The sequence below is a fragment of the Streptomyces sp. CB02400 genome, assembly GCF_001905725.1.
Taxonomy (GTDB): domain Bacteria; phylum Actinomycetota; class Actinomycetes; order Streptomycetales; family Streptomycetaceae; genus Streptomyces; species Streptomyces atrovirens.
The window spans coordinates 639,416-657,305 of sequence record NZ_LIWB01000001.1; the positions used below are offsets into that span (position 1 = coordinate 639,416).

19 protein-coding genes are annotated in these 17,890 nt (G+C 71.3%); 12 read left to right on the forward strand and 7 right to left on the reverse strand.

From position 1 onward, the window contains the following. The first annotated feature begins 24 nt into the window (after positions 1-24). The 3 genes from AMK33_RS02660 to AMK33_RS02670 all read left to right on the forward strand — a co-directional run bounded on the left by AMK33_RS02660 (position 25) and on the right by AMK33_RS02670 (position 1,863). Positions 25-792: an SDR family NAD(P)-dependent oxidoreductase gene (locus tag AMK33_RS02660; RefSeq protein WP_073931029.1), complete on the forward strand. Its 768-nt coding sequence runs from the start codon at positions 25-27 to the stop codon at positions 790-792. Between the two features lie 28 nt (positions 793-820). Continuing rightward, positions 821-1,192: a MerR family transcriptional regulator gene (locus tag AMK33_RS02665; protein ID WP_073931492.1), complete on the forward strand. Its 372-nt coding sequence runs from the start codon at positions 821-823 to the stop codon at positions 1,190-1,192. Between the two features lie 293 nt (positions 1,193-1,485). Continuing rightward, a complete protein-coding gene (locus tag AMK33_RS02670; protein WP_073931030.1) occupies positions 1,486-1,863 on the forward strand; it encodes a hypothetical protein in 378 nt (125 codons plus the stop codon). A gap of 6 nt (positions 1,864-1,869) precedes the next feature. On the opposite strand, the gene AMK33_RS02675 is transcribed toward AMK33_RS02670, so the two are convergent. Next, the gene (locus tag AMK33_RS02675; protein ID WP_073931031.1) at positions 1,870-2,727 is read right to left on the reverse strand and encodes an MOSC domain-containing protein; all 858 of its coding nucleotides are present in this window, start codon (positions 2,725-2,727) and stop codon (positions 1,870-1,872) included. 142 nt (positions 2,728-2,869) lie between these two features. On the opposite strand from AMK33_RS02675, the gene AMK33_RS02680 reads away from it, so the two are divergent. From AMK33_RS02680 to AMK33_RS02695, 4 genes are all read left to right on the forward strand, one after another. Beyond that, positions 2,870-4,498, forward strand: a complete 1,629-nt coding sequence (locus AMK33_RS02680; RefSeq protein WP_073931032.1) for an IS200/IS605 family element transposase accessory protein TnpB — start codon at positions 2,870-2,872, stop codon at positions 4,496-4,498. Between the two features lie 534 nt (positions 4,499-5,032). Further along, positions 5,033-5,656 carry a hypothetical protein gene (locus tag AMK33_RS02685; protein ID WP_235617952.1) on the forward strand — a complete coding sequence of 208 codons (624 nt, stop codon included), beginning with the start codon at positions 5,033-5,035 and terminating at the stop codon, positions 5,654-5,656. 136 nt (positions 5,657-5,792) lie between these two features. Next, positions 5,793-6,317, forward strand: coding sequence for a hypothetical protein (locus AMK33_RS42095; RefSeq protein WP_143203798.1), 525 nt, complete (start codon positions 5,793-5,795; stop codon positions 6,315-6,317). Positions 6,318-6,319: 2 nt separating this feature from the next. Next, positions 6,320-6,922, forward strand: a complete 603-nt coding sequence (locus tag AMK33_RS02695; RefSeq protein WP_073931034.1) for an SMI1/KNR4 family protein — start codon at positions 6,320-6,322, stop codon at positions 6,920-6,922. Positions 6,923-6,957: 35 nt separating this feature from the next. On the opposite strand, the gene AMK33_RS02700 is transcribed toward AMK33_RS02695, so the two are convergent. Both AMK33_RS02700 and AMK33_RS02705 read right to left on the reverse strand, forming a co-directional pair. Then, positions 6,958-7,164 (reverse strand): DUF397 domain-containing protein, encoded by a 207-nt coding sequence (locus AMK33_RS02700; RefSeq protein WP_327378245.1) that lies wholly within the window; start codon positions 7,162-7,164, stop codon positions 6,958-6,960. Then, the gene (locus AMK33_RS02705; RefSeq protein WP_073931494.1) at positions 7,161-7,976 is read right to left on the reverse strand and encodes a helix-turn-helix domain-containing protein; all 816 of its coding nucleotides are present in this window, start codon (positions 7,974-7,976) and stop codon (positions 7,161-7,163) included. Before AMK33_RS02705 ends, AMK33_RS02700 begins: the two co-directional genes overlap by 4 nt. 82 nt (positions 7,977-8,058) lie before the next feature. Between AMK33_RS02705 and AMK33_RS02710 the strand changes: the two genes are divergently transcribed. Next, the gene (locus AMK33_RS02710; protein ID WP_201262948.1) at positions 8,059-8,604 is read left to right on the forward strand and encodes an ATP-binding protein; all 546 of its coding nucleotides are present in this window, start codon (positions 8,059-8,061) and stop codon (positions 8,602-8,604) included. Here the strand turns inward: AMK33_RS02710 and mmuM are convergent. From mmuM to AMK33_RS02725, 3 genes are read right to left on the reverse strand one after another with little or no spacing between them, the layout of a single operon-like run. After that, entirely contained in the window at positions 8,489-9,400 is a 912-nt protein-coding gene (gene mmuM / locus AMK33_RS02715; RefSeq protein ID WP_073931035.1) for a homocysteine S-methyltransferase, read from the reverse strand. The genes AMK33_RS02710 and mmuM overlap by 116 nt on opposite strands. A 21-nt stretch (positions 9,401-9,421) precedes the next feature. Continuing rightward, the gene (locus tag AMK33_RS02720) at positions 9,422-9,823 is read right to left on the reverse strand and encodes a hypothetical protein (RefSeq protein WP_201262961.1); all 402 of its coding nucleotides are present in this window, start codon (positions 9,821-9,823) and stop codon (positions 9,422-9,424) included. A 56-nt stretch (positions 9,824-9,879) separates the two neighbouring features. Further along, positions 9,880-10,770, reverse strand: a complete 891-nt coding sequence (locus tag AMK33_RS02725; RefSeq protein WP_073931036.1) for a septum formation family protein — start codon at positions 10,768-10,770, stop codon at positions 9,880-9,882. Positions 10,771-11,361: 591 nt separating this feature from the next. On the opposite strand from AMK33_RS02725, the gene AMK33_RS02735 reads away from it, so the two are divergent. Further along, positions 11,362-12,189 carry a class II glutamine amidotransferase gene (locus tag AMK33_RS02735; RefSeq protein ID WP_073931037.1) on the forward strand — a complete coding sequence of 276 codons (828 nt, stop codon included), beginning with the start codon at positions 11,362-11,364 and terminating at the stop codon, positions 12,187-12,189. Positions 12,190-12,247: 58 nt separating this feature from the next. Here the strand turns inward: AMK33_RS02735 and AMK33_RS02740 are convergent, their stop codons facing one another. Then, positions 12,248-13,222: a helix-turn-helix transcriptional regulator gene (locus tag AMK33_RS02740; RefSeq protein ID WP_073931038.1), complete on the reverse strand. Its 975-nt coding sequence runs from the start codon at positions 13,220-13,222 to the stop codon at positions 12,248-12,250. Positions 13,223-13,364: 142 nt separating this feature from the next. Here AMK33_RS02740 and AMK33_RS02745 point away from each other — a divergent pair, with 142 nt between their 5' ends. The 3 genes from AMK33_RS02745 (at position 13,365) to AMK33_RS02755 (ending at position 17,883) form a co-directional block, all read left to right on the forward strand. After that, entirely contained in the window at positions 13,365-13,760 is a 396-nt protein-coding gene (locus tag AMK33_RS02745; RefSeq protein WP_073931039.1) for a RidA family protein, read from the forward strand. Between the two features lie 176 nt (positions 13,761-13,936). Next, positions 13,937-16,057 carry a peptidoglycan-binding protein gene (locus AMK33_RS02750; RefSeq protein WP_073931040.1) on the forward strand — a complete coding sequence of 707 codons (2,121 nt, stop codon included), beginning with the start codon at positions 13,937-13,939 and terminating at the stop codon, positions 16,055-16,057. Continuing rightward, a complete protein-coding gene (locus AMK33_RS02755; protein WP_073931041.1) occupies positions 16,057-17,883 on the forward strand; it encodes a PhoX family protein in 1,827 nt (608 codons plus the stop codon). The genes AMK33_RS02750 and AMK33_RS02755 overlap by 1 nt, the downstream gene beginning before the upstream one ends. Positions 17,884-17,890 lie beyond the last annotated feature (7 nt).

Consider the following 17,890-nt stretch of genomic DNA (forward strand, 5'->3'; position numbering starts at 1 on the left):
TGACGCTGGCGGCAAGGTCGCACGATGGCCGGCATGAACAGCACCGCACAGCACAGCAGCAGGGTCGTCGCCGTCACCGGAGCCGGCACCGGCATCGGCCGGGCCACCGCCCGCGCCTTCGCCGCCGAAGGGGCGCACGTGGTCGCCATCGGACGGCGAAGCGAACCACTCGAGGAGACCGCGGCCGGGCACGACCGGATCACACCCCTGTCCGCCGACATCACCACCGAGGGCGGGCCCGAACGGATCGTCCGGGCCGTGGTGGAGACACACGGCCGACTGGACGTGCTGGTCAACAACGCCGGCATCGTGCGCAGCGGCGCCCTCGGCACACTGACGCCGGAGGCGATCACGGCTCAGCTCGACACCAACCTCGTCGCCCCCGTCCTGCTGGCACAGGCCGCGCTGCCGTACCTGGAGGCGTCGGGCGGGGTGATCGTCAACGTCAGCACCTCGGTGGGCCAGCGGGCCTGGCCGGGCAGTGCGGTCTACGCGGCGACCAAGACCGCCCTGGAACTGCTCACCCGCAGCTGGGCGGTCGAGCTGGCACCCCGCGGCATCCGGGTCGTGGCGGTCGCACCCGGAGCGATCGACACCCCCATCGGCGAGCACCAGGGCCTGACGCCGGAGCGGATGGCCGCGGTGCGGGAGTGGCAGTTGGCGCACACCCCGCTGGCCCGCGTCGGCCGCCCCGAGGAGGTGGCCTGGGCGATCACCCGACTCGCCGCACCGGCCGCCTCGTTCGTCACCGGAGTGGTGCTCCCGGTCGACGGCGGGGCCGTCGTGGCGTGATAGGAGTAGCCCGGAGGGGGTGGGGCGGGTGCGGATCGGTGAACTGGCCGAGGCGACCGGGGCGACCGCCCGTGCGCTGCGGCACTACGAGCAGGCCGGGCTGATCTCCTCCGAACGGGCCGCCAACGGCTACCGCGTCTACGAGGAGCGGGCCGTCGTACGGGTCCGCAACATCCGGTACCTGCTGGCCGCCGGACTCACCCTGGACGACGTACGCGTGTTCCTGCCCTGCCTGGACGGCGACGTGGCCGCCGCACCGCCCTCGGACAAGGGTCTGAAGGTCGCGCTGGAACGGCTGGCGGTCCTCAACGCACGCATCGCCGCCCAGACCGAGGCCCGCGACCGTCTGGAGGCCGCGCTCCGGGAGCGGACCGGCGACCGGATCCGCCCGGTGGCCTGACCACAGGAGCCCGACGGAACGTACCTGCGCGGCCTTGTGCGGAGACAACCGCCGTACCCACGACCTGCGGGCGGAGTTCACCGACGGCAAGGAGACCGGCATCCGGCTCCGGTCCCATGGCCGGTGAGGGAAGTGATTCACTTGCCGTCGATCCCCGGCCGTCAAGGCCGCCCGCCCGTATGCCGAAGGAAGCCGTTCCGATGACTGCCCCCGCCCCCATACCGCCTCCCCCCTCCACCCCGCCGGTTCCTTCCGCCGGGGGCCGCGCTCCTTCCCGGTGGATCGTGCCGTCGGTGGCCGCCGTCGTCGCCGCCGGTGCGGGCATCGGCGTGGGCTGGCTGCTGTGGTCCGGCCCGGACAGCGCGGCCTCCGGGACCGGCCTCGACGACGCGGCGGCCGACGCGGCGGGCGCCTGCCAGGCGTGGGAGAGGGTTCCGGCGCTGGACAAGGTGTTCGGCGACGACGACAAGGCATCCGAGGCCTACTTCAACCGCACCGGCGGTGCCGCGGCCCTGGCCCACTCCGCGGCTCGGCTCGACGGTCGCTACGACGCTCTGGACAAGGCGCTGCAGAACGCCACAAACCGCATGCGGACCTTCGACGTGAAGGGCGCCGAGGCGGTCGCCGCCCACGAGAAGGTGAACACCCTCTGCGCCGGGCTGGACGACTGAACCGTCCTACAGTTCGCTGTCGCCCCACGAGACGACGTTCACGGTGTCGCCGACGGACAGGGTGCCGGTGCGGAGCACGGCGTACTTGGTCCCGTAGGCGACGCCGCCCTCGGCGGCGCAGCGGTAGCCGGCGAGGGTGCGGAGCGGCTCCGGGCCCGCCTTCGCCCCCGTGCCCTGTTCGACCATGGTGACCGCGCAGCGGATGGCCAGCTTGGCGTAGCCCAGTTCGGTGTCGCCGACGCGGATGCGGTGGGCACGGTCCTCGGTGTGCGGTTCGTCCCAGCCGTCGACCACGATGTTGGGCCGGAAGCGGTTCATCGGCAGCGGCGGGACGCCGCGTTCGGCCAGCTTGCGGTTGAGCAGGCCGAGCGTGGCGCGTGAGACGACGTGCAGGGCACAGCTGTCGGCGTAGGCGGAGGTGCCGGGAGTCCTGCCGTCGGTCACCCGGTCGTGCTCCGGCGGCACGCGCACGAGCCGGCTCGGCACGCCGAGCACCTCCGTGAACCAGTCGGCGGCCGTGTCACCCTGGTCGATGCCCCGGTAGGCCTTCCCGAGCACCTCCACCTTCCGCCGGTCGCCGGCCGTGTCCACGCGCAGGTCCAGCGCCTCGACGCCCGGCGCGTGCACCGTGAGCCGCTCGCCGCCGTCGTCCACCGTGGGCCGGACCAAGGCCAGCCGGGGGTCCCGACGCTGGGTCCGCCCCACCCCCTCCTCGCTCACGACCATGAAACTGCGGTCGTGCGCGAGCCCGGCAGGCGTCAGCGGTGCCTCGCCCGCCGATGTCCCGGCGCAGCCTTTGACGGGGTGGTGAGCTGCTGGGACTTTGCTGAGCGCGGGTGTGTTCTGGCGTGTACGAGGGAGCACAGGAGCGGCGGCCGGAGCTGCCGCGCCGTAGTCCGGCGAAGGGAAGAGAGGTTCGCCTGTCGAATGCGTGACCTTTGCGGAGGGTGCTCGTTGGGTGTGGTGATCGGGTTTTTCTGGGCTGGGCCGTGGGCGGGGTGGGGCAGTGGGTGGTCTGCGGGAGGTCGCGGTGCCGTTCGTTGTTCCCGGCCCGTCGGGGGTGGCGGTCCGCACCCGGCTGGGACAGCTCACGGTCAGTGATGAGGAGGTGCTGCGGCGGGTGGGCGTGCATCTGGGCGCGCTGGCCGGCCGTGACCTGAAGGCGCGCTGCCGGGACGGTCTGGCGCACGATGCCGAAGCGTGGGCGGTCCGGAAGCGGGAGTTGACGCCCCACTCGTCGGCCCGCTGGGCGGGGTCGGTCACCAAGGCCACGCACGACCAGTGGGCACTGGCCCGCCGTGGTCAGTTCGCCCGCATCCGGTCGCTGGAGGCGGGGGTCCGCATGATCGCCCACCGGCTGTCCCTGCCGGTCGGGTCCAAAGGGGCGAAGAAGACTCCGGGGGGTTACCGCAGCAGGCGCGAATGGCATGCCAAGGCCCGCCGCCTGCGCGTGCTGGAGGACCGGCTGGCGCGGGAGCGCGCCGACTGTGCGGCCGGAAGAGTGCGCGTGGTGCGGGGCGGCAAGCGCCTGGCCCGCACCCGGCACCACCTGCCCGCCGCCCGGCTCACCGAATCGCGGTGGCGTCAGCAGTGGGAGGCGCAGCGCTGGTTTGTGCAGGCGGACGGGGAGTCGGGGAAGCGGTACGGCAACGAGACCCTCCGCATCGCGCCGGACGGTGAGGTGAGCATCCGGCTGCCCAGCCCACTGAAAGAGCTGGCCAACGCCCCGCACGGCCGGTATGTGCTGGCCGGCCGGATCACCTTCGCGCACCGCGGACAGGAGTGGGCCGACCGCGTCGAGGCGGATCGGGCGGTCGCCTACCGCATCCACTACGACGTGGCCCGGGGCCGCTGGTATGTGACGGCCTCCTGGCAGATCCCGGTGTTCCGGACGATCCCGATGGCGGCGGCGCTCACGCACGGGGTGATCGGGGTCGACATGAACGCCGACCACCTGGCCGCCTGGCGCCTCGATGTCCACGGCAACCCCACCGGCAGCCCGCGCCGCTTCTGCTACGACCTGACCGGCACCGCCACTCACCGGGACGCCCAGGTGCGCCACGCCCTGACCCGGCTGCTGCACTGGGCGAAGGCCCGCGGCGTGCAGGCGATCGCCGTGGAGGACCTGGACTTCACGGGCGAGAAGACCCGTGAGAAACACGGGGGGCGCAAGCGGTTCCGGCAGCTGGTCTCCGGCCTGCCCACCGGCCGGCTCCGCGCCCGCCTGACCTCCATGGCCGACCAGACGGGGATCGCGGTCATCGCCGTCGACCCCGCCTACACCTCGCGATGGGGCGCGCAGCACTGGCAGAAGCCCTTGACCAGCACAACCCGCATCACCACCCGGCACGATGCGGCGAGCATCGCGATCGGACGACGCGCCCAGGGCTATTCGGTCCGGCGTCGGGCGGCACCGCCCCGTGCACACCGGAGCGATGTGCACGGGCATCGGACCGCCCAGGCCGGACCGGATGCTCCCGGGCGTGAGGGACCCCGCCGCCGCGTTCCCGGACCACGGACACGATCCGTGCCGCCGGACGTGGAGCGAACGCGGGCGACCAGTGCATCCACAACCGTTCGGGATGCGCCAGATGCGCAGGTCTGGGTCCAAGACTCACTCCTGCTCACTGACTAGGAACGGTAGTACGTCAGCTCGACGACGCTGGCCATGGTGGCGTTTCCGTCCTGTTCCGCCGGCCGGGAGCGGCGAGTACCGCTACACGGGCCGGATGGGCGAAGTGACCTCCTACGGTCACATCCTGGACGCCGCTGATCGACCACGACGGGAAACCGCGCGATCGGTTCCGGGGCACGGGGCAGAGCCCGCTGTCCAAGCAGGCCGTCACGGACGACAGATGGCACCGCATACCGCTCATCGGTGACGAGGGCATGCGGACGCTGCCCGTGAACGGCAGTCACGGGGTGTCCGGCGCGTACCCGAACGCGCGTTCCGAGACGTGCCCACGGCGATGCGGGATCACGACACCCGTGCCCGGAGGGCAGCCGTCGGCGCTCGTGAGCGTCCCCGGAGGGCGTGTCAGCAGCGGTGTCGTACGGTCACGTCGTGATGTCGCGACCTACGAGGCAAGCTGTGGGCCCTTACGATGCTGCTTTTCTGCCACGGCTGCAGATGGTCTTCCGGGAGCCCGAGGGGCCGGTAACGCAGCCTGTGACCAAGTTCGGCGGGCAACCGGTGTGGCTCGGGGAGCCGACGTGGCCGGTGGAGCCGCGGACGGGAGAGCCGCTGATGTTCGTGGGCCAATTCCGGGTGCCGGGGGAAGAAGTACGTCTGGCCTACCTGTTCCTGGACGTGGAGGAAGGCGGTCTGGATCCGAACCGCGGGGATGCGGTCGTGCTCGTCCAGCCTGGTGGAAGGGTCCCTTCCTTCGCGGTGATCGGGCCGCCGGACACCCAGGGGCCCTCACTGTGGCGCTGGAATGAGGACGAGGAGGAAATCCCCGCCGAGTGGCTCGTCGACCTGGCTCCCGTGTCGCCGGAACTGGACGCGGAGGCGGATGGTCACGCCGCATGGTCGCGGTACATGCGTCATGAGGGCCCGGAAGTGGACCTGCCGTCCGGGCCAGGCCCTCGTGACTTTCTGGGCGGTGCCCCGGTGCTGCCCAACAACTCGGTCAGGGACCTCGATGACGGCTCCTGGCAGTTCCTCTGCCAGTTCACCGATCGGGGCGAGTGCCCGGGCGACCCGTTCTTCATCAACTTCGGTTACGGCAGCGGCTTCGTCTTCCTCAGCCCCGACCACCTCGAGGGCCGGTTCATGTCCGACTGCAGCTGACCCGGCACGGCACTGGCGGGCCGGCCAAGGGCTGTGCCGCATGTCAGGCCGAGGCTGTCGTCCTGGACGGCATGCAAGAGAGGATCAATCTGTAATCGGCCGACCGGTGGATACAGTTGTGCGGAAAGGACGTCCGGTGGATCTCTCTCGAATCGGTGAATTTCTGGGGGCACCGTCGGTCAACGGTGATGTGAACCGTGACTGGGAGGAAACGGAGCGTATCTACGGGTCCGTACTGCCCACGGACTACAAACAGTTCGTCTCAGCGTACGGGCCCGGATGCATCAGCGAACAGCTCCATATCTTCCACCCGCGTGCGGCGTGGGGAGACGACGGCCTGCGGCTCGAATCCCTGTGGGGGCAGGCCGCGCTCGCCTATGGTGAGCTTTCCAGGAGTCACCCGGAGATGTACCCGTATCCGGTTCATCCCGCGCCCGGGGGATGTGTCGCCGTTGCGCGATCGATCTCGGGCAATCATGTGTTCCTCATGCCGCCGTCGGACGGTGTGCCGGAGTGGCGGGTCGTGGTGGAGATGGGCCAGTGGTTCGTGCTGGACATGCAGTTCACGGAATTCCTCCGGCAGGCGTTGAACGGTGAACTGTTCCTGCCCGTGATCGAGGGCGCCCCCTCGTTCGAGTCCCTCGGCTCCGTGGAACTGTGAACATGACTGGTTATACGGCACGCCTCTCGACGGTGCTGGGCGAGCCGCCCATGCGCTACCGCGATGCGGTGGCCTGGCGTCGGTTGGAGCGCGATCTCAGGGTGAGCCTTCCGACGGAGTACAAGGAGATCGTCGACGGCTATGCGCCTGTGGAGATCAACGGACACCTGCATCTGATGCACCCGGCGACGAGGCGATGGAACCTCGCGGAGAAGATCCGCAGCACGTCGGAGGCTTGGTCTCAGGTCGAATGGGACGAGGACGAACCCGAAGGGGACCCCCGTGAGTCTCTTGGAGTGTTCGAGTTGCGCTTCGGTGATGCGGACGGCTTGATTCCGATCGCCTCCACCAATCGAGGAGAGACGATCTTCTATGCGCCCAAGGGCGGGCAGGGGGCGGGAACCCTGTTCGTCGAGAACGGGGAGGGCGAGTTCTTCGAGTACTCCATGGGGTTCGCCGAGTGGCTGTGGCACTGGCTCAATGGCGAGGAGGTCACGGGGCCGGGCGGTTCCGCCTGTTACCCCGGCCCCGTGGCGCTCCGGAACCTTCCCATGACTGCGGACGAGAGGCCGGAGATGCGGTACGGGCCCGCGCCTGGCGTGTGATGACGGGCGACAGGGTGGCGCCGTTCAGGAGCGCTCTACGCCGTTGCCGCGCTGGTGTCCTCTGACGGGACGGACAGGAAGGCGGTCCAGGCCCCCGGGGTCACGGTGAGGTGGGGGGCTTCCGGGGTCTTGGAGTCGCGGATGTGGACGGCGGTGGGGTGTGCGGCGACTTCGAGGCAGGCGCCGCCTTCATCCCCGCTGTAGCTCGACTTGAACCACCGAAGTGCGGTGCCACTCATCATTCTCCCAGGAGACGGTCCAGCATCGCTCTCGTATCTTCCGTGTTGAGAGCCTGAGTTCGCAGCATCGCATACTTCTGCGTGAGGATCCCTACCTCGTCGGGGGCGGCCACCAGGTGGCTGCCCCGCTGGGTCTCGGTGTAGGCGAGCCTTTGGTGCTCTGGTGTCTCCAGCAGGATGAACGGACCGTTGAGTCCAGCGTGTGAAGTGCGGCCCAACGGCAGGATCTGAAGCGTGATTCCGGGTACGTTGGCGCACTCTCGTAGATGCTGTACTTGCTCCGCGTACACGTCTGCTCCGCCCAGACGATCCCGTAGCGCGGCCTCCCAGATGATGAAACTTGCCGTGGGCGACATGCGGCGGTGCAGAATTTCCCGCCGTGCGATGCGTGCCTCGACCAGATGCGCGATCTCGTCCTCGTCGTAGACCGGGACCCGGCTGCGGAACACCGCCTGTGCGTATGCCTCGGTCTGCAACAGGCCCGGAACCAGCAAGCTCTCGTACCAGGAGATCGCAATTGCCTCCCGCTCCCGGTCCAGATACTCCTCCGCCCACAGCGGAATCAGGTCCACCTCCGGCATCCGGCTCAGGGCGACCGACAACGCCCCCTTGGTGCACAGCAATTCGTCGAGCTGCTCGGCGAGGTCCGGCTTCAGCGGCCGTCTGCCCTGTTCGATCGACGCGATCTGCTGTTCACTGATGACGAACCGCTCGCCCAGTGACCTCTGCGTGTGGCCGGCGGCCTGGCGGTACAGGGCGAGCAGCGCGCCCACCATCTTCATCGCGGAGGCGTTCCGCCGTGTCGTGGTGCTCATGAGGTCGAACTCCCCACCCGTGCGCGTACGTTCGCCGTCGCGTACGCGTACGGTCGGGCCGTACGGGTGCGCGGACTGTTCCATGGTGGGTACGGAGCGTCACTCTCGTCCCGTGAATCAGGAAACTTCACCCCCGACCCCGGCCCCCTCCCCACGTGAGCGTTTCTTCGGACGTGAGCGTCGTTCCGTGCCCGGTGCACGGACGTTCGCGCGCCGGGCGCTGGAGGACTGGGGTGTGCGCGGGCGCACGGACGATGTGCTGCTGTGCGTCAGTGAATTGGCGACCAATGCGCTGCTGCACGGCGTGCCGCCCGGCCGTGGATTCCTCCTCCGCCTCCTGCCGTACGCCGACGGCGTCCGCGTCGAGGTGCACGACAGCGGGGGCGGTGTGCCCGCCGTACCGCAGGACGAGCCCGACGAGAGCGGGCGCGGGCTGCTGCTAGTGGCCGGGCTGGCGGACAAGTGGGGTGTGGGGGAGCGGACCCCCGGCAAGGTCGTCTGGTGCGAGTTCGCTACGGGGTCCGCAGCGCCGACGCCACCGACGCGATCGTCTCCGGTCCCACCCGGCAACACCCTCCGATCAGCCGGGCCCCCGACTCACGCCAGCCCTTCACCTGCCCGGCACTGAACGTCGACCGGCCCGTCCACGCCCGCGCCCCGGCGTCCCACGTCTCGCCGCTGTTGGGGTAGACCACGACCGGTTTGCCGGTGACCCGCGCCGCGAGGGTCACCGCGCGGTCGGCGTCCTCCGGGGTGCAGCAGTTCACGCCGACCGCGATCACCTCGTCCGCCCGTGCCGCCAGCGCGAAGGCCTCCTCCAGCGGCTGGCCGGCGCGGGTGCGGTCGCCGGACGCCGAGTACGACAGCCAGGCGGGTACGCCCAGGCCGCGCAGCGCACGCAGCAGGGCCTGGGCCTCGTCCGTGTCGGGGATCGTCTCCAGGGCGAGTACGTCCGGGGCGGCCCCCGCCAGGACCTCCATGCGCGGGCGGTGGAAACGCTCCAGTTCCGCCACGCTCAGCCCGTACCGGCCCCGGTACTCCGAGCCGTCCGCGAGCATCGCGCCGTACGGGCCGACCGAGGCCGCCACCCACAGCGGGCGCGTCACCCTGGCCCGTCGGGCCGCCGTACGGGCACACTCCACACTCAGAGCGAGCAGTTCGGCCGCCCCCTCCCGGCCGATCCCGCGCCGCGCGAACCCCTCGAACGTGGCCTGGTAGCTCGCCGTGATGGCGACATCCGCGCCCGCCTCGAAATACGCGAGGTGGGCCGCCGTCACCGCCTCGGGGTCCTCGGCGAGCAGCCGGGCCGACCACAGCTCGTCGCTCAGGTCGTGCCCGGCCGCCGCGAGCTGGTTGGACATGCCACCGTCGAGTACGACCGTGCCGTCCGCGAGTGCCTCGGCGAGGGCGGGAGGGGTGCTCATACCGACGAGGCTAGAGGGCGCTCACGCCGGGTCCGCCGAGCCCCGCCTGTCCTCGACGTGGACGACGTGGAGTTCGGTGCCGTCCCGGTGGCGTTTGGAACGTCCGAGCAGTCCGACGGCGATTTCCGACCGGTCCTGGGGCTCATCGGGGCCGACGTAGGTGAGGACGTCGGCGTGGTGCCCGGTGACGACCCATCCCTCGGCGTCCTTGAGGTCGATCACTCCGAAGTCCCCTGCCGCGGACCCGGCGTGCGCCGGGCCGAACCCCCGCAGGATCCCGGTGGCCTGTTCGGCCGGCTCTCCCTCCGGAGCTGTCAGCACGACACAGGTGCCGTGCTCGAACAGCACCCACGACTTGCGGGGGTCGGCGAGGAGCCGCTGCCAGACGTCTATCAGTGTCTCGGTGTTCACGGCGGTCATCATGCCGCAGGGCACTGACACAGGGTGGCGACCGGCTCTTCGCCGACGGGGGCGGGGTGTCAGCCCGCCCAGATCTCCGCGTCGTCGGCCGGGACGGTGGTGGCCAGGCCCAGTTCCTTGCGGGCGGCGACCGACTTGTTCGGGTCGATGTCGGTGAACGCCGGGTCGTAGGCCACGTAGAACGCGTCGGCGTCGGCGGCGTTCGCGGCCTTCTCCCAGTTCCCGGCCGCCTTCGTCAGCGTCGTGCGGAGCTTGCCGACCTCGGTGCCCTCGATGCCGTCCAGGCCCTTGAGGTGGGTGTCGAGGGCGGCGGCGACGGCCTTGGCCTGTGCCTTGTAGCCGGCCAGGTCGTCCTCGATGGTGTCCTTCTCGGACTGGTTCGCCCACAGGGCGTTGTAGACCGCGTTCGAACCCGTGAGGTACGTGGTCTGCTCGGGCTCGAGGGACTTCGCGGTGTCCAGCGAGCCGTTGAGCTTGCCTCCCTCCGCGGTGTAGGTGCAGCTCACCGAGCGGTCGCCGGTCGCCCAGCTCTCCTTGGTCGGGGTGTAGTAGAAGAGGGCGGCGCCCTTGGGGAGCGCCCAGGTGTCCGGGGCGTACTTCTGCGCCTCGACCGGGCAGCGCTCGTCCGCGATCGCCGAGATCTCGTCGTCGCCGGGGTACTCCGTGCCCTTCTTCTGGATCGCGAACTCGCCGACGACCTGGCCCTCGTGCGCCTCGTCGCAGGGCACGATCTCGACGGAGAACGCCTCCCCCTCGGCCTTGCCGTTCGGGTTGTAGCAGTCGCCGGTGTCCAGCGAGAACACCGAGCGCTGGCGGGCCACCTTCTTCGCGCCGTCCTTGGCGCTGTCGACGGCGTCGGAGACGTCCGAGCATCCCACCGCGCCGATCGCGAGCAGGGCGACAACGGCGGATATGCCGCGAAGGGAACGACGCGGGGCACGGATTGCCATGACGTGTACATCCTCTTATTTGATCTTCATGAGGGTCGCGCGCATCGTATGTCATCTCTGTGGCCCGGGTGCGCGCGGGCCCTCACCTCATCGTGGCGTCTCCGACTCGCCACGGACCGCGATGGTTGTATCCGGGCCGCCCGCGGACCGGATGCCGACCGACGAAGCCCAGGCCGCCCGTGAGGCGGTACCGGACGTTCGAGCCCTGCCGCAGGGCATATGCCTGCGTCTCCGCGTCCGGCTCCGACAGCACGCGGCCGATCAGGCGGTCCCCCTCGCGGGCGACCTGGGGCACGCCCGCAGCCCGTCGGCAAGTACGCACGTCAAGCCCGCGCTGAAGGCGGTGGAACCGGAGGTGCCCGCCGGTCCGTCCCGGCCGGCGTGGACGGGGAGCACGTGCTGCTGCCGGTTCCCGTGGTGTGCCGGATCGTGCCCGGAGCGCTGCGGGTGCGCGTCCCGAGGGGTGCGGTGGGTAGGCGGCCGGGGAACGGGGCACCCGACTGGCCGCGGGTGACGAGGCTCGCGCTGGGCCGCCGCGACGACGGCCCCTGGAACGGCGGTTTCGGCCGTTGACCGGGAAGGCGGTGGACGATGTGCCGTTGGCTCGCCTATTCGGGCACTCCCGTCCTGCTCGACAGCATCCTCTACAGGCCGGCCCACTCACTGATCGACCAGAGCCTGCACGCCAAGATGGGCGTCGAGACGACCAATGGTGACGGGTTCGGCGTGGGCTGGTACGTGCCGGACAAGGACAGCCCCGCGGTCGTCCGGGACATCGGACCGGCCTGGAGCGACCGCAACCTGCGGGAGATCGCCGGGCACGTCGTCTCCCCGCTCTTCTTCGCCCACATCCGGGCCTCGACCGGCACGGCGGTGCAGCAGACCAACTGCCATCCGTTCCGGCACGGCCGCTGGATGTGGATGCACAACGGGGCGATCGCCGAGTTCCACCTGGTCAGGCGCGACCTCGCGCTGGCCGTCGAGCCGGAGCTGTTCCCGTACGTCGAGGGCTCCACGGACTCGGAGATGATGTTCTACCTCTCGCTGACCCTCGGCCTGGAGGAGGACCCGCCCGGTGCCGTCGCCCGGATGACCGGCCTGGTGGAACGCGTCGGCCATGAGCACGGCGTGGAGTTCCCGATGCAGATGACGGTCGCGGTGACCGACGGCGTGCGCCTGTGGTCGTTCCGCTACTCCAGCCAGAAGGAGTCGCGCTCGCTCTTCTACAGCACCCGCGTGGACACCCTGCGCTCCCTCCACCCGGACCTGGCCTTCCTGCGCGAGATGTCCGACGACGCCCGCCTCATCGTCTCCGAACCCCTGGGCGACCTGCCCGGCGCCTGGAACGCGGTCCCGGAGGGGACGTACGGCGTCGTCCAGCCGGAAGGGGACCGGATGGGGACCTTCACACCCCAGTGATCCATGACCGCCCCCGCGGACGACCGCGAGCCGCAGGAGTGCCGTCGTCCTCCGTGGTTCAGGACAGGTCTCCGTAGCGGGCGACCATCGCGGCGGCGCGGTCGCGCAGGGAGGCGCGCAACGACCGCGGGGAGAGGGCTTCCGCGTCCGTACCGAGCTGCCACAGCGCCCATTCGGCGTGCCGTGCGTCCTGGAAGGTCACCTCCAGCCGCAGCCGGCCGTCCGCGTCGGGTTCTTCCGCGCGGACGGCCAGCGCGGTGTCCAGCAGGTCCTCCCGCCGCGCCGGGTCCACCCGTACCAGCACGGTGATGTGGTCGCCGCCGGAGAGGAACCGCGCGGAGCGCTCCCGCCAGATCCGGTCCAGATCGACCCGGTCCGGCCGCTGTGCCGGTTCGGGGAGTTCCTCGGCGGCCAGCACCCGCGACAGCCGGTAGGTGCGGTCCGCGCCCGATCTCGTGGCCAGCAGGTAGCCCCGGTCGCGTACGGTGACCAGGCCGATCGGGTCCACCGTGCGCCACTGCGGGGTCCGGCCCGTGGCCGCGTAGTGGATGCGCAGCTTGTGTCCGGCGAGCACCGCGCGCCTGACCTCGATCATCGTGGTGCCGGGCACCTCCTCGGCGGCCGGCCGGCGTGAGAGCAGGTCGGTCTCCGGGTCGACGAGGAATCGCCGGGCCGCGTCGCTCGCGGAGGCCCGGTGGCTCTCGGGCAGCGCGTCGACCACCTTCCGCATGGCCGAGGCGAGCGCCGATCCGAGGCCGAACACCTGCTCGCCGCGCCCCGATCCGGCGGCCAGCAGGGCGAGGGCCTCGTCGTGGTTCAGCCCGGTGAGCTCGGTCCGGAAACCGGGCGCCAGCGCGAAACCGCCGTGCCTGCCGCGTTCGGAGTAGACCGGGACGCCGGCCGCGGACAGCGCCTCGATGTCGCGCAGCACGGTGCGGGTGGACACCTCCAGCTCGCGGGCGAGTGTGTCCGCCGTCAGCCGACCGCGCTGACGCAGCAGCAGCACCAGCGAGACCAACCGGTCGGCGCGCATACGAGAACTTTATCGGAATACGTGACAGAGGGTGTCGTGATGGGTTGGGAGGCTCGTTGCCGCGACGTCGGGGCCGGTGGTCACCGAGCCGACGGACGTACGTACTTCCCGTGATTCTGATGCGAACGGAGCTGACGTGGCGATGGAACGAACGGCGGTCAACCCGGTGACGTGGTCGGTGGAGATGGGGTTCAACCAGGGCGAGGTCGTCTCCGGGCACACCCGGACCCTGTACGTCTCGGGGCAGACCGCGACGGGCGCCGACGGCAGGCCCCGGCACGAGGGCGACATGGCGGCGCAGTTGGCGCTGAGCCTCGACAACCTGGAGGCCGTGCTCGGCGAGGCCGGCATGTCCCTCGCGAACCTCGTCCGGCTCAACGTCTACACCACCGACGTCGATCTGCTGTTCCCCCACTACGGCGTGCTGGCGGCGCGGCTGGGCGCCGCCGGGGTGGCACCGGCCACCACGATGCTCGGGGTGACGCGACTGGCGATCCCCGGCCAACTGGTCGAGCTCGAGGGGACCGCCGTCGCGTAACACGCCCATCGGGAGACTCACGGTGGCGGGTCGTCCGCGGCGGCGGCCCGTCCGCCGGAGTGCCGAACCGAGCCGGGCTTTTGCGTCCAGCGTCAAAGGCGTGGCGTGGTGGTGGAGTTGCGGCGAATGTTGGCCGGGAACGCCCCTGTGCCCACCGTTCACTGGAGAGAGCCGCCATGGCCGTCACCATCCTGCGCCGGTCCACCTGGGCCGCCCATGTCCCTGACACGTCGACGGGAGCGGAACTCATCGCGGACAGAGCCGCGACGGTCTACTGGAACTACGAGTTCCCCTACCGGGCGGCGGAGGAGGCCATCGTCGCGCAGGCCGGCATGGGTCCGCTGAACACCGGCCGCGCGTGGACCCCGTGGAAGGGCGGCGTGTTCATCCACCACCGCGGGCTCGTCCCTCCCGTCCTGAACTCCGAGGACGACTGCCGCCGCGACATCGCCGAGGTGTGGGCGAAGGAGTACGCCGAGGACTTCGAGGACATCGAGTACAACTTCCTGGTGTGCCCGCACGGACACGTCTACGAAGGGCGCGGCCTTCAACGGGGGGAGGCGAACTCGCCCGGGTACATCCGGGAAGAGGGCTACGGGGACGTCGGACGCAACACCGGCTACTACTCCATCTGCGGCCTGCTCTGGAAGTACCAGCAGCCGACGTCCGCGATGAAGAACGCGATCAAGGACCTGATCCGGCACCTGCGCACCGCCGTCCCGGACAACCGCAAGGCCGGCGACGCGATCTACCCCCACTCCAAGAACAACCCGGACACCGACTGCCCCGGCAACCTCACGGAGTACGCGAAGTCGGGGTCGGCCATCGACCCGGGCATGCCGAGCCAGTCGGCCCCCGCCCAGCTCGACGTCATCTCCCGCTCGGAGTGGGGAGCACGCCCGCCCCGCGACGTCGTCAAGGTGGCGTACGGGCAGCGCATCGGCTTCGCCGTGCACTACTCCGCCGCGAACAAGTACCAGACCGTGCGGGCGATCCAGAACTACCACATGGACTCCAACGGCTGGGACGACATCGGCTACAACTTCCTCGTCGACTGGCAGGGGCGGATCTACGAGGGGCGGGGCTGGGACAACCTGGGCGCGCACATCGCCGGGCACAACACCACCCACTTCGGGGTGTGCTTCATCGGCGTGGACGGCGATGCCACGGCGGCGGCCAAGAACGCGATCCGCAGCCTCTACCACGCCGCCAACGAACGGACGAACAAGGTCCTCGACGCCACCTACCACGGGGCACTGGCCTCCACCCAGTGCCCCGGCTCGGCGCTGCGGCTGTGGGTGATCAACGGGATGAGCGGGTCGACCCTGCCCATCGGAGGCAGTGATCCGGGCACTCCCGGAACGGGACTGGTCAGCGTCCGCTCGGTCTCCGCCCAGCAGCGGGCCGTCAACAGCCTCGGCTACTCGCCGCCCCTGGACGTGGACGGCAGCTTCGGCCCGCTCACCAGCGCCGGGGTCAAGTGGCTGCAGACCAAGGTCGGTACGGATCCCGACGGGCTGTGGGGTCCGCTCACCGAGGCGGCGTACGTGGCGTACATCGGCAAGGGCGGCGGCGGGGGCGGGTACGCCGCGATCCGCTCCATCGCCGCGCAGCAGATCGCGGTCAACGGCCTGGGCCACACCCCGCCACTCGATGTGGACGGCAGCTTCGGCCCGCTCACCGAGGCGGGGGTGAAGTGGCTGCAGACCAAGGTCGGCACCGCGCCGGACGGCCTGTGGGGACCCGACACCGAGCAGGCCTACGCGACGTACACCGGGTCACCGAACTTCGGCGGTGGCGGAGTCACCACGATCCGCTCCGTGCGGTCCCAGCAGAGCGCGGTCAACGGCCTGGGCCACACCCCGGCGCTGGACGTGGACGGCGTCTTCGGCCCGCTCACCGAGGCCGGGGTGAAGTGGCTGCAGACCAAGGTCGGTGCGGCGGCGGACGGAATGTGGGGACCCGCCACCGAGGCGGCGTACACCGCCTACACCGACGGGGAACGCCTGACGGTCGACGGGGAGTTCGGCCCCGCGACGATCGCCGCGACACAGCGTGCGATCGGGGTCACCGCCGACGGGGAATGGGGGCCGGCTTCCAAGCGTGCGCTTCAGCAGCACCTCAACACCTGGGCGGGGGCCGACCTCGTCGTCGACGGCGACATCGGTCAGGCCACCGTGAAGGCGATGCAGCAGCACCTCAACAAGATGACCGGTGCCGGTCTGGTCGTCGACGGTGACTGGGGAGCGGGCACCACCCGGGCCCTGCAGACGGCTCTCAACCAGGGGAGGTTCTGATGCGTGACGGAGCGTCGGGCAACGAAGAGCTGAGCAACGGGAGGGAGGCGTCGGGGGGCCCGTCGCGGCGCGGTGTGGTCGCGTACGGCGCGCTGGCCGCCACCGGACTGCTGGCCGTCGGGGCACCCGGCGCCGCGGCGGCCGACGGTCCCGGTGCGGCCGACGGCTCCGCGCGGCGGCGGGCCGCCGGGGACAGCCGCCCGCCGTTGTCACAGTTCGAACCCGTGGCGGCCAGCGAGGCGGACGCCGTCACCGTCCCCGCCGGGTACCGCGCGGACGTCATCGCCCCGTGGGGGCAGCGGATACGCACGTCCGGGGCGGACGCGGACGGCTCCACCGCGCAGGCGCGGCAGGTCGGCAGCCACCATCACGGCATCCGGTACGTCCCCCTGGCGGACGGCGCCGCGGCGAGCCGGCACGGTCTGCTGGTCATCGGCCACGAGGGCGCCGACCCCGCGCTGCTGGGCGACGACTCCCGCACGGCCATGGCCGCCCAGGGTGTCACCGTGGTCGAGGTGCGGGAGTCCGGCGGGACCTGGAGGACCGTGGGCTCGGCGCTGGGCCGCAGGATCACGGCGGACACGCCGACCCGGTTCTCCGGTCCGGTCGCGGTCGACGGCGGATCGCGCGGCGTGCCGGCCGTCAGCGGTGTCGGCGTCACGCCCTGGGGGACGTGCCTGGCCGCGGAGGAGGACTTCCATGCCTGCTTCGGCACGGACGACCCGGCCTGGCGGCGCACCGAGGAGGACATCCGCTACGGGCTGTCCGCCACCGGGTTCGGCCACCCGTGGCACCGCTCGGACCCGCGCTTCGACCTGTCCCGCCCGGAGGCGGACCCCCGGCACTTCGGCTGGATCGTGGAGTTCGACCCGCGCGACCCGTCCTCCGCGCCGGTCAAGCGGACCGCCCTCGGCCGCTTCACGCACGGCGGCGCGACGGTGACCGGGAGCGCCGGCCGTGCCGTCGTCTACAGCACCGACGCCGTGGACGGCGGCCACCTGTACAAGTACGTGAGCGCGGACGGCCGGCGCGCCCCGGGCCGGAGCCCGCTGGACGACGGCACGCTCTACGTGGCGCGGCTGCGCGCCGACGGCACCGGGGCCTGGCTGCCGCTGCGGCACGGGCACGGCCCGCTGACCCGTAAGGCAGGGTGGCGTGACCAGAGCGACGTGCTGGTACGCGCCCGGCTCGCCGCCGACGCCCTGGGCGCCACCGCGCTGAACCGGCCGGAGCGGGTCGCCGTGAGCCCCGTCGACGGCCACGTCTACCTGGCGCTCGCGGGCGGCAACGGCACGGCCCGGTGCTCGGACTCGGGCGCCGGGAGCGCGGTGCCGCGGCTGGGGGACGCCGACCCCCACGGGCGCGTCGTACGGTGGCGGGAGACGGCCGGTGACGGGCTGCGCTGGGAGGAGTTCCTGTCGGCCGGGGACCAGCGGTCCCCCGAGGCGGCCTTCCTCGCGCCCAAGGGCCTGTGGTTCGACGCGCGGGGCACCCTGTGGATCTCGACGGGGATCTCCGGACACGCGCTGAACGGCCCCGGCGCCGCGTACCGGGAGGCCGGCAACAACGCCCTCCTGGCCGCGGACGTCGCGACCGGCACCGTCCGCCGCTTCCTCACCGCCCCGCGCGGCGCCGAGGTCACCGGGGTGGACGCCACCCCGGACGGGCAGACGCTCTTCGTCAACATCCAGCACCCCGGCGAGCGGACCGCCCGCTGGGGCGCCCCGGACGCGAACGACCCCCGCGCGGTGAGCGGCTGGCCGGGACTGCGGCCGGGCGACCGGCCGCGCTCCGCCACGGTCGTCGTGCGCCGCACGGCCGGATAGGACAGGG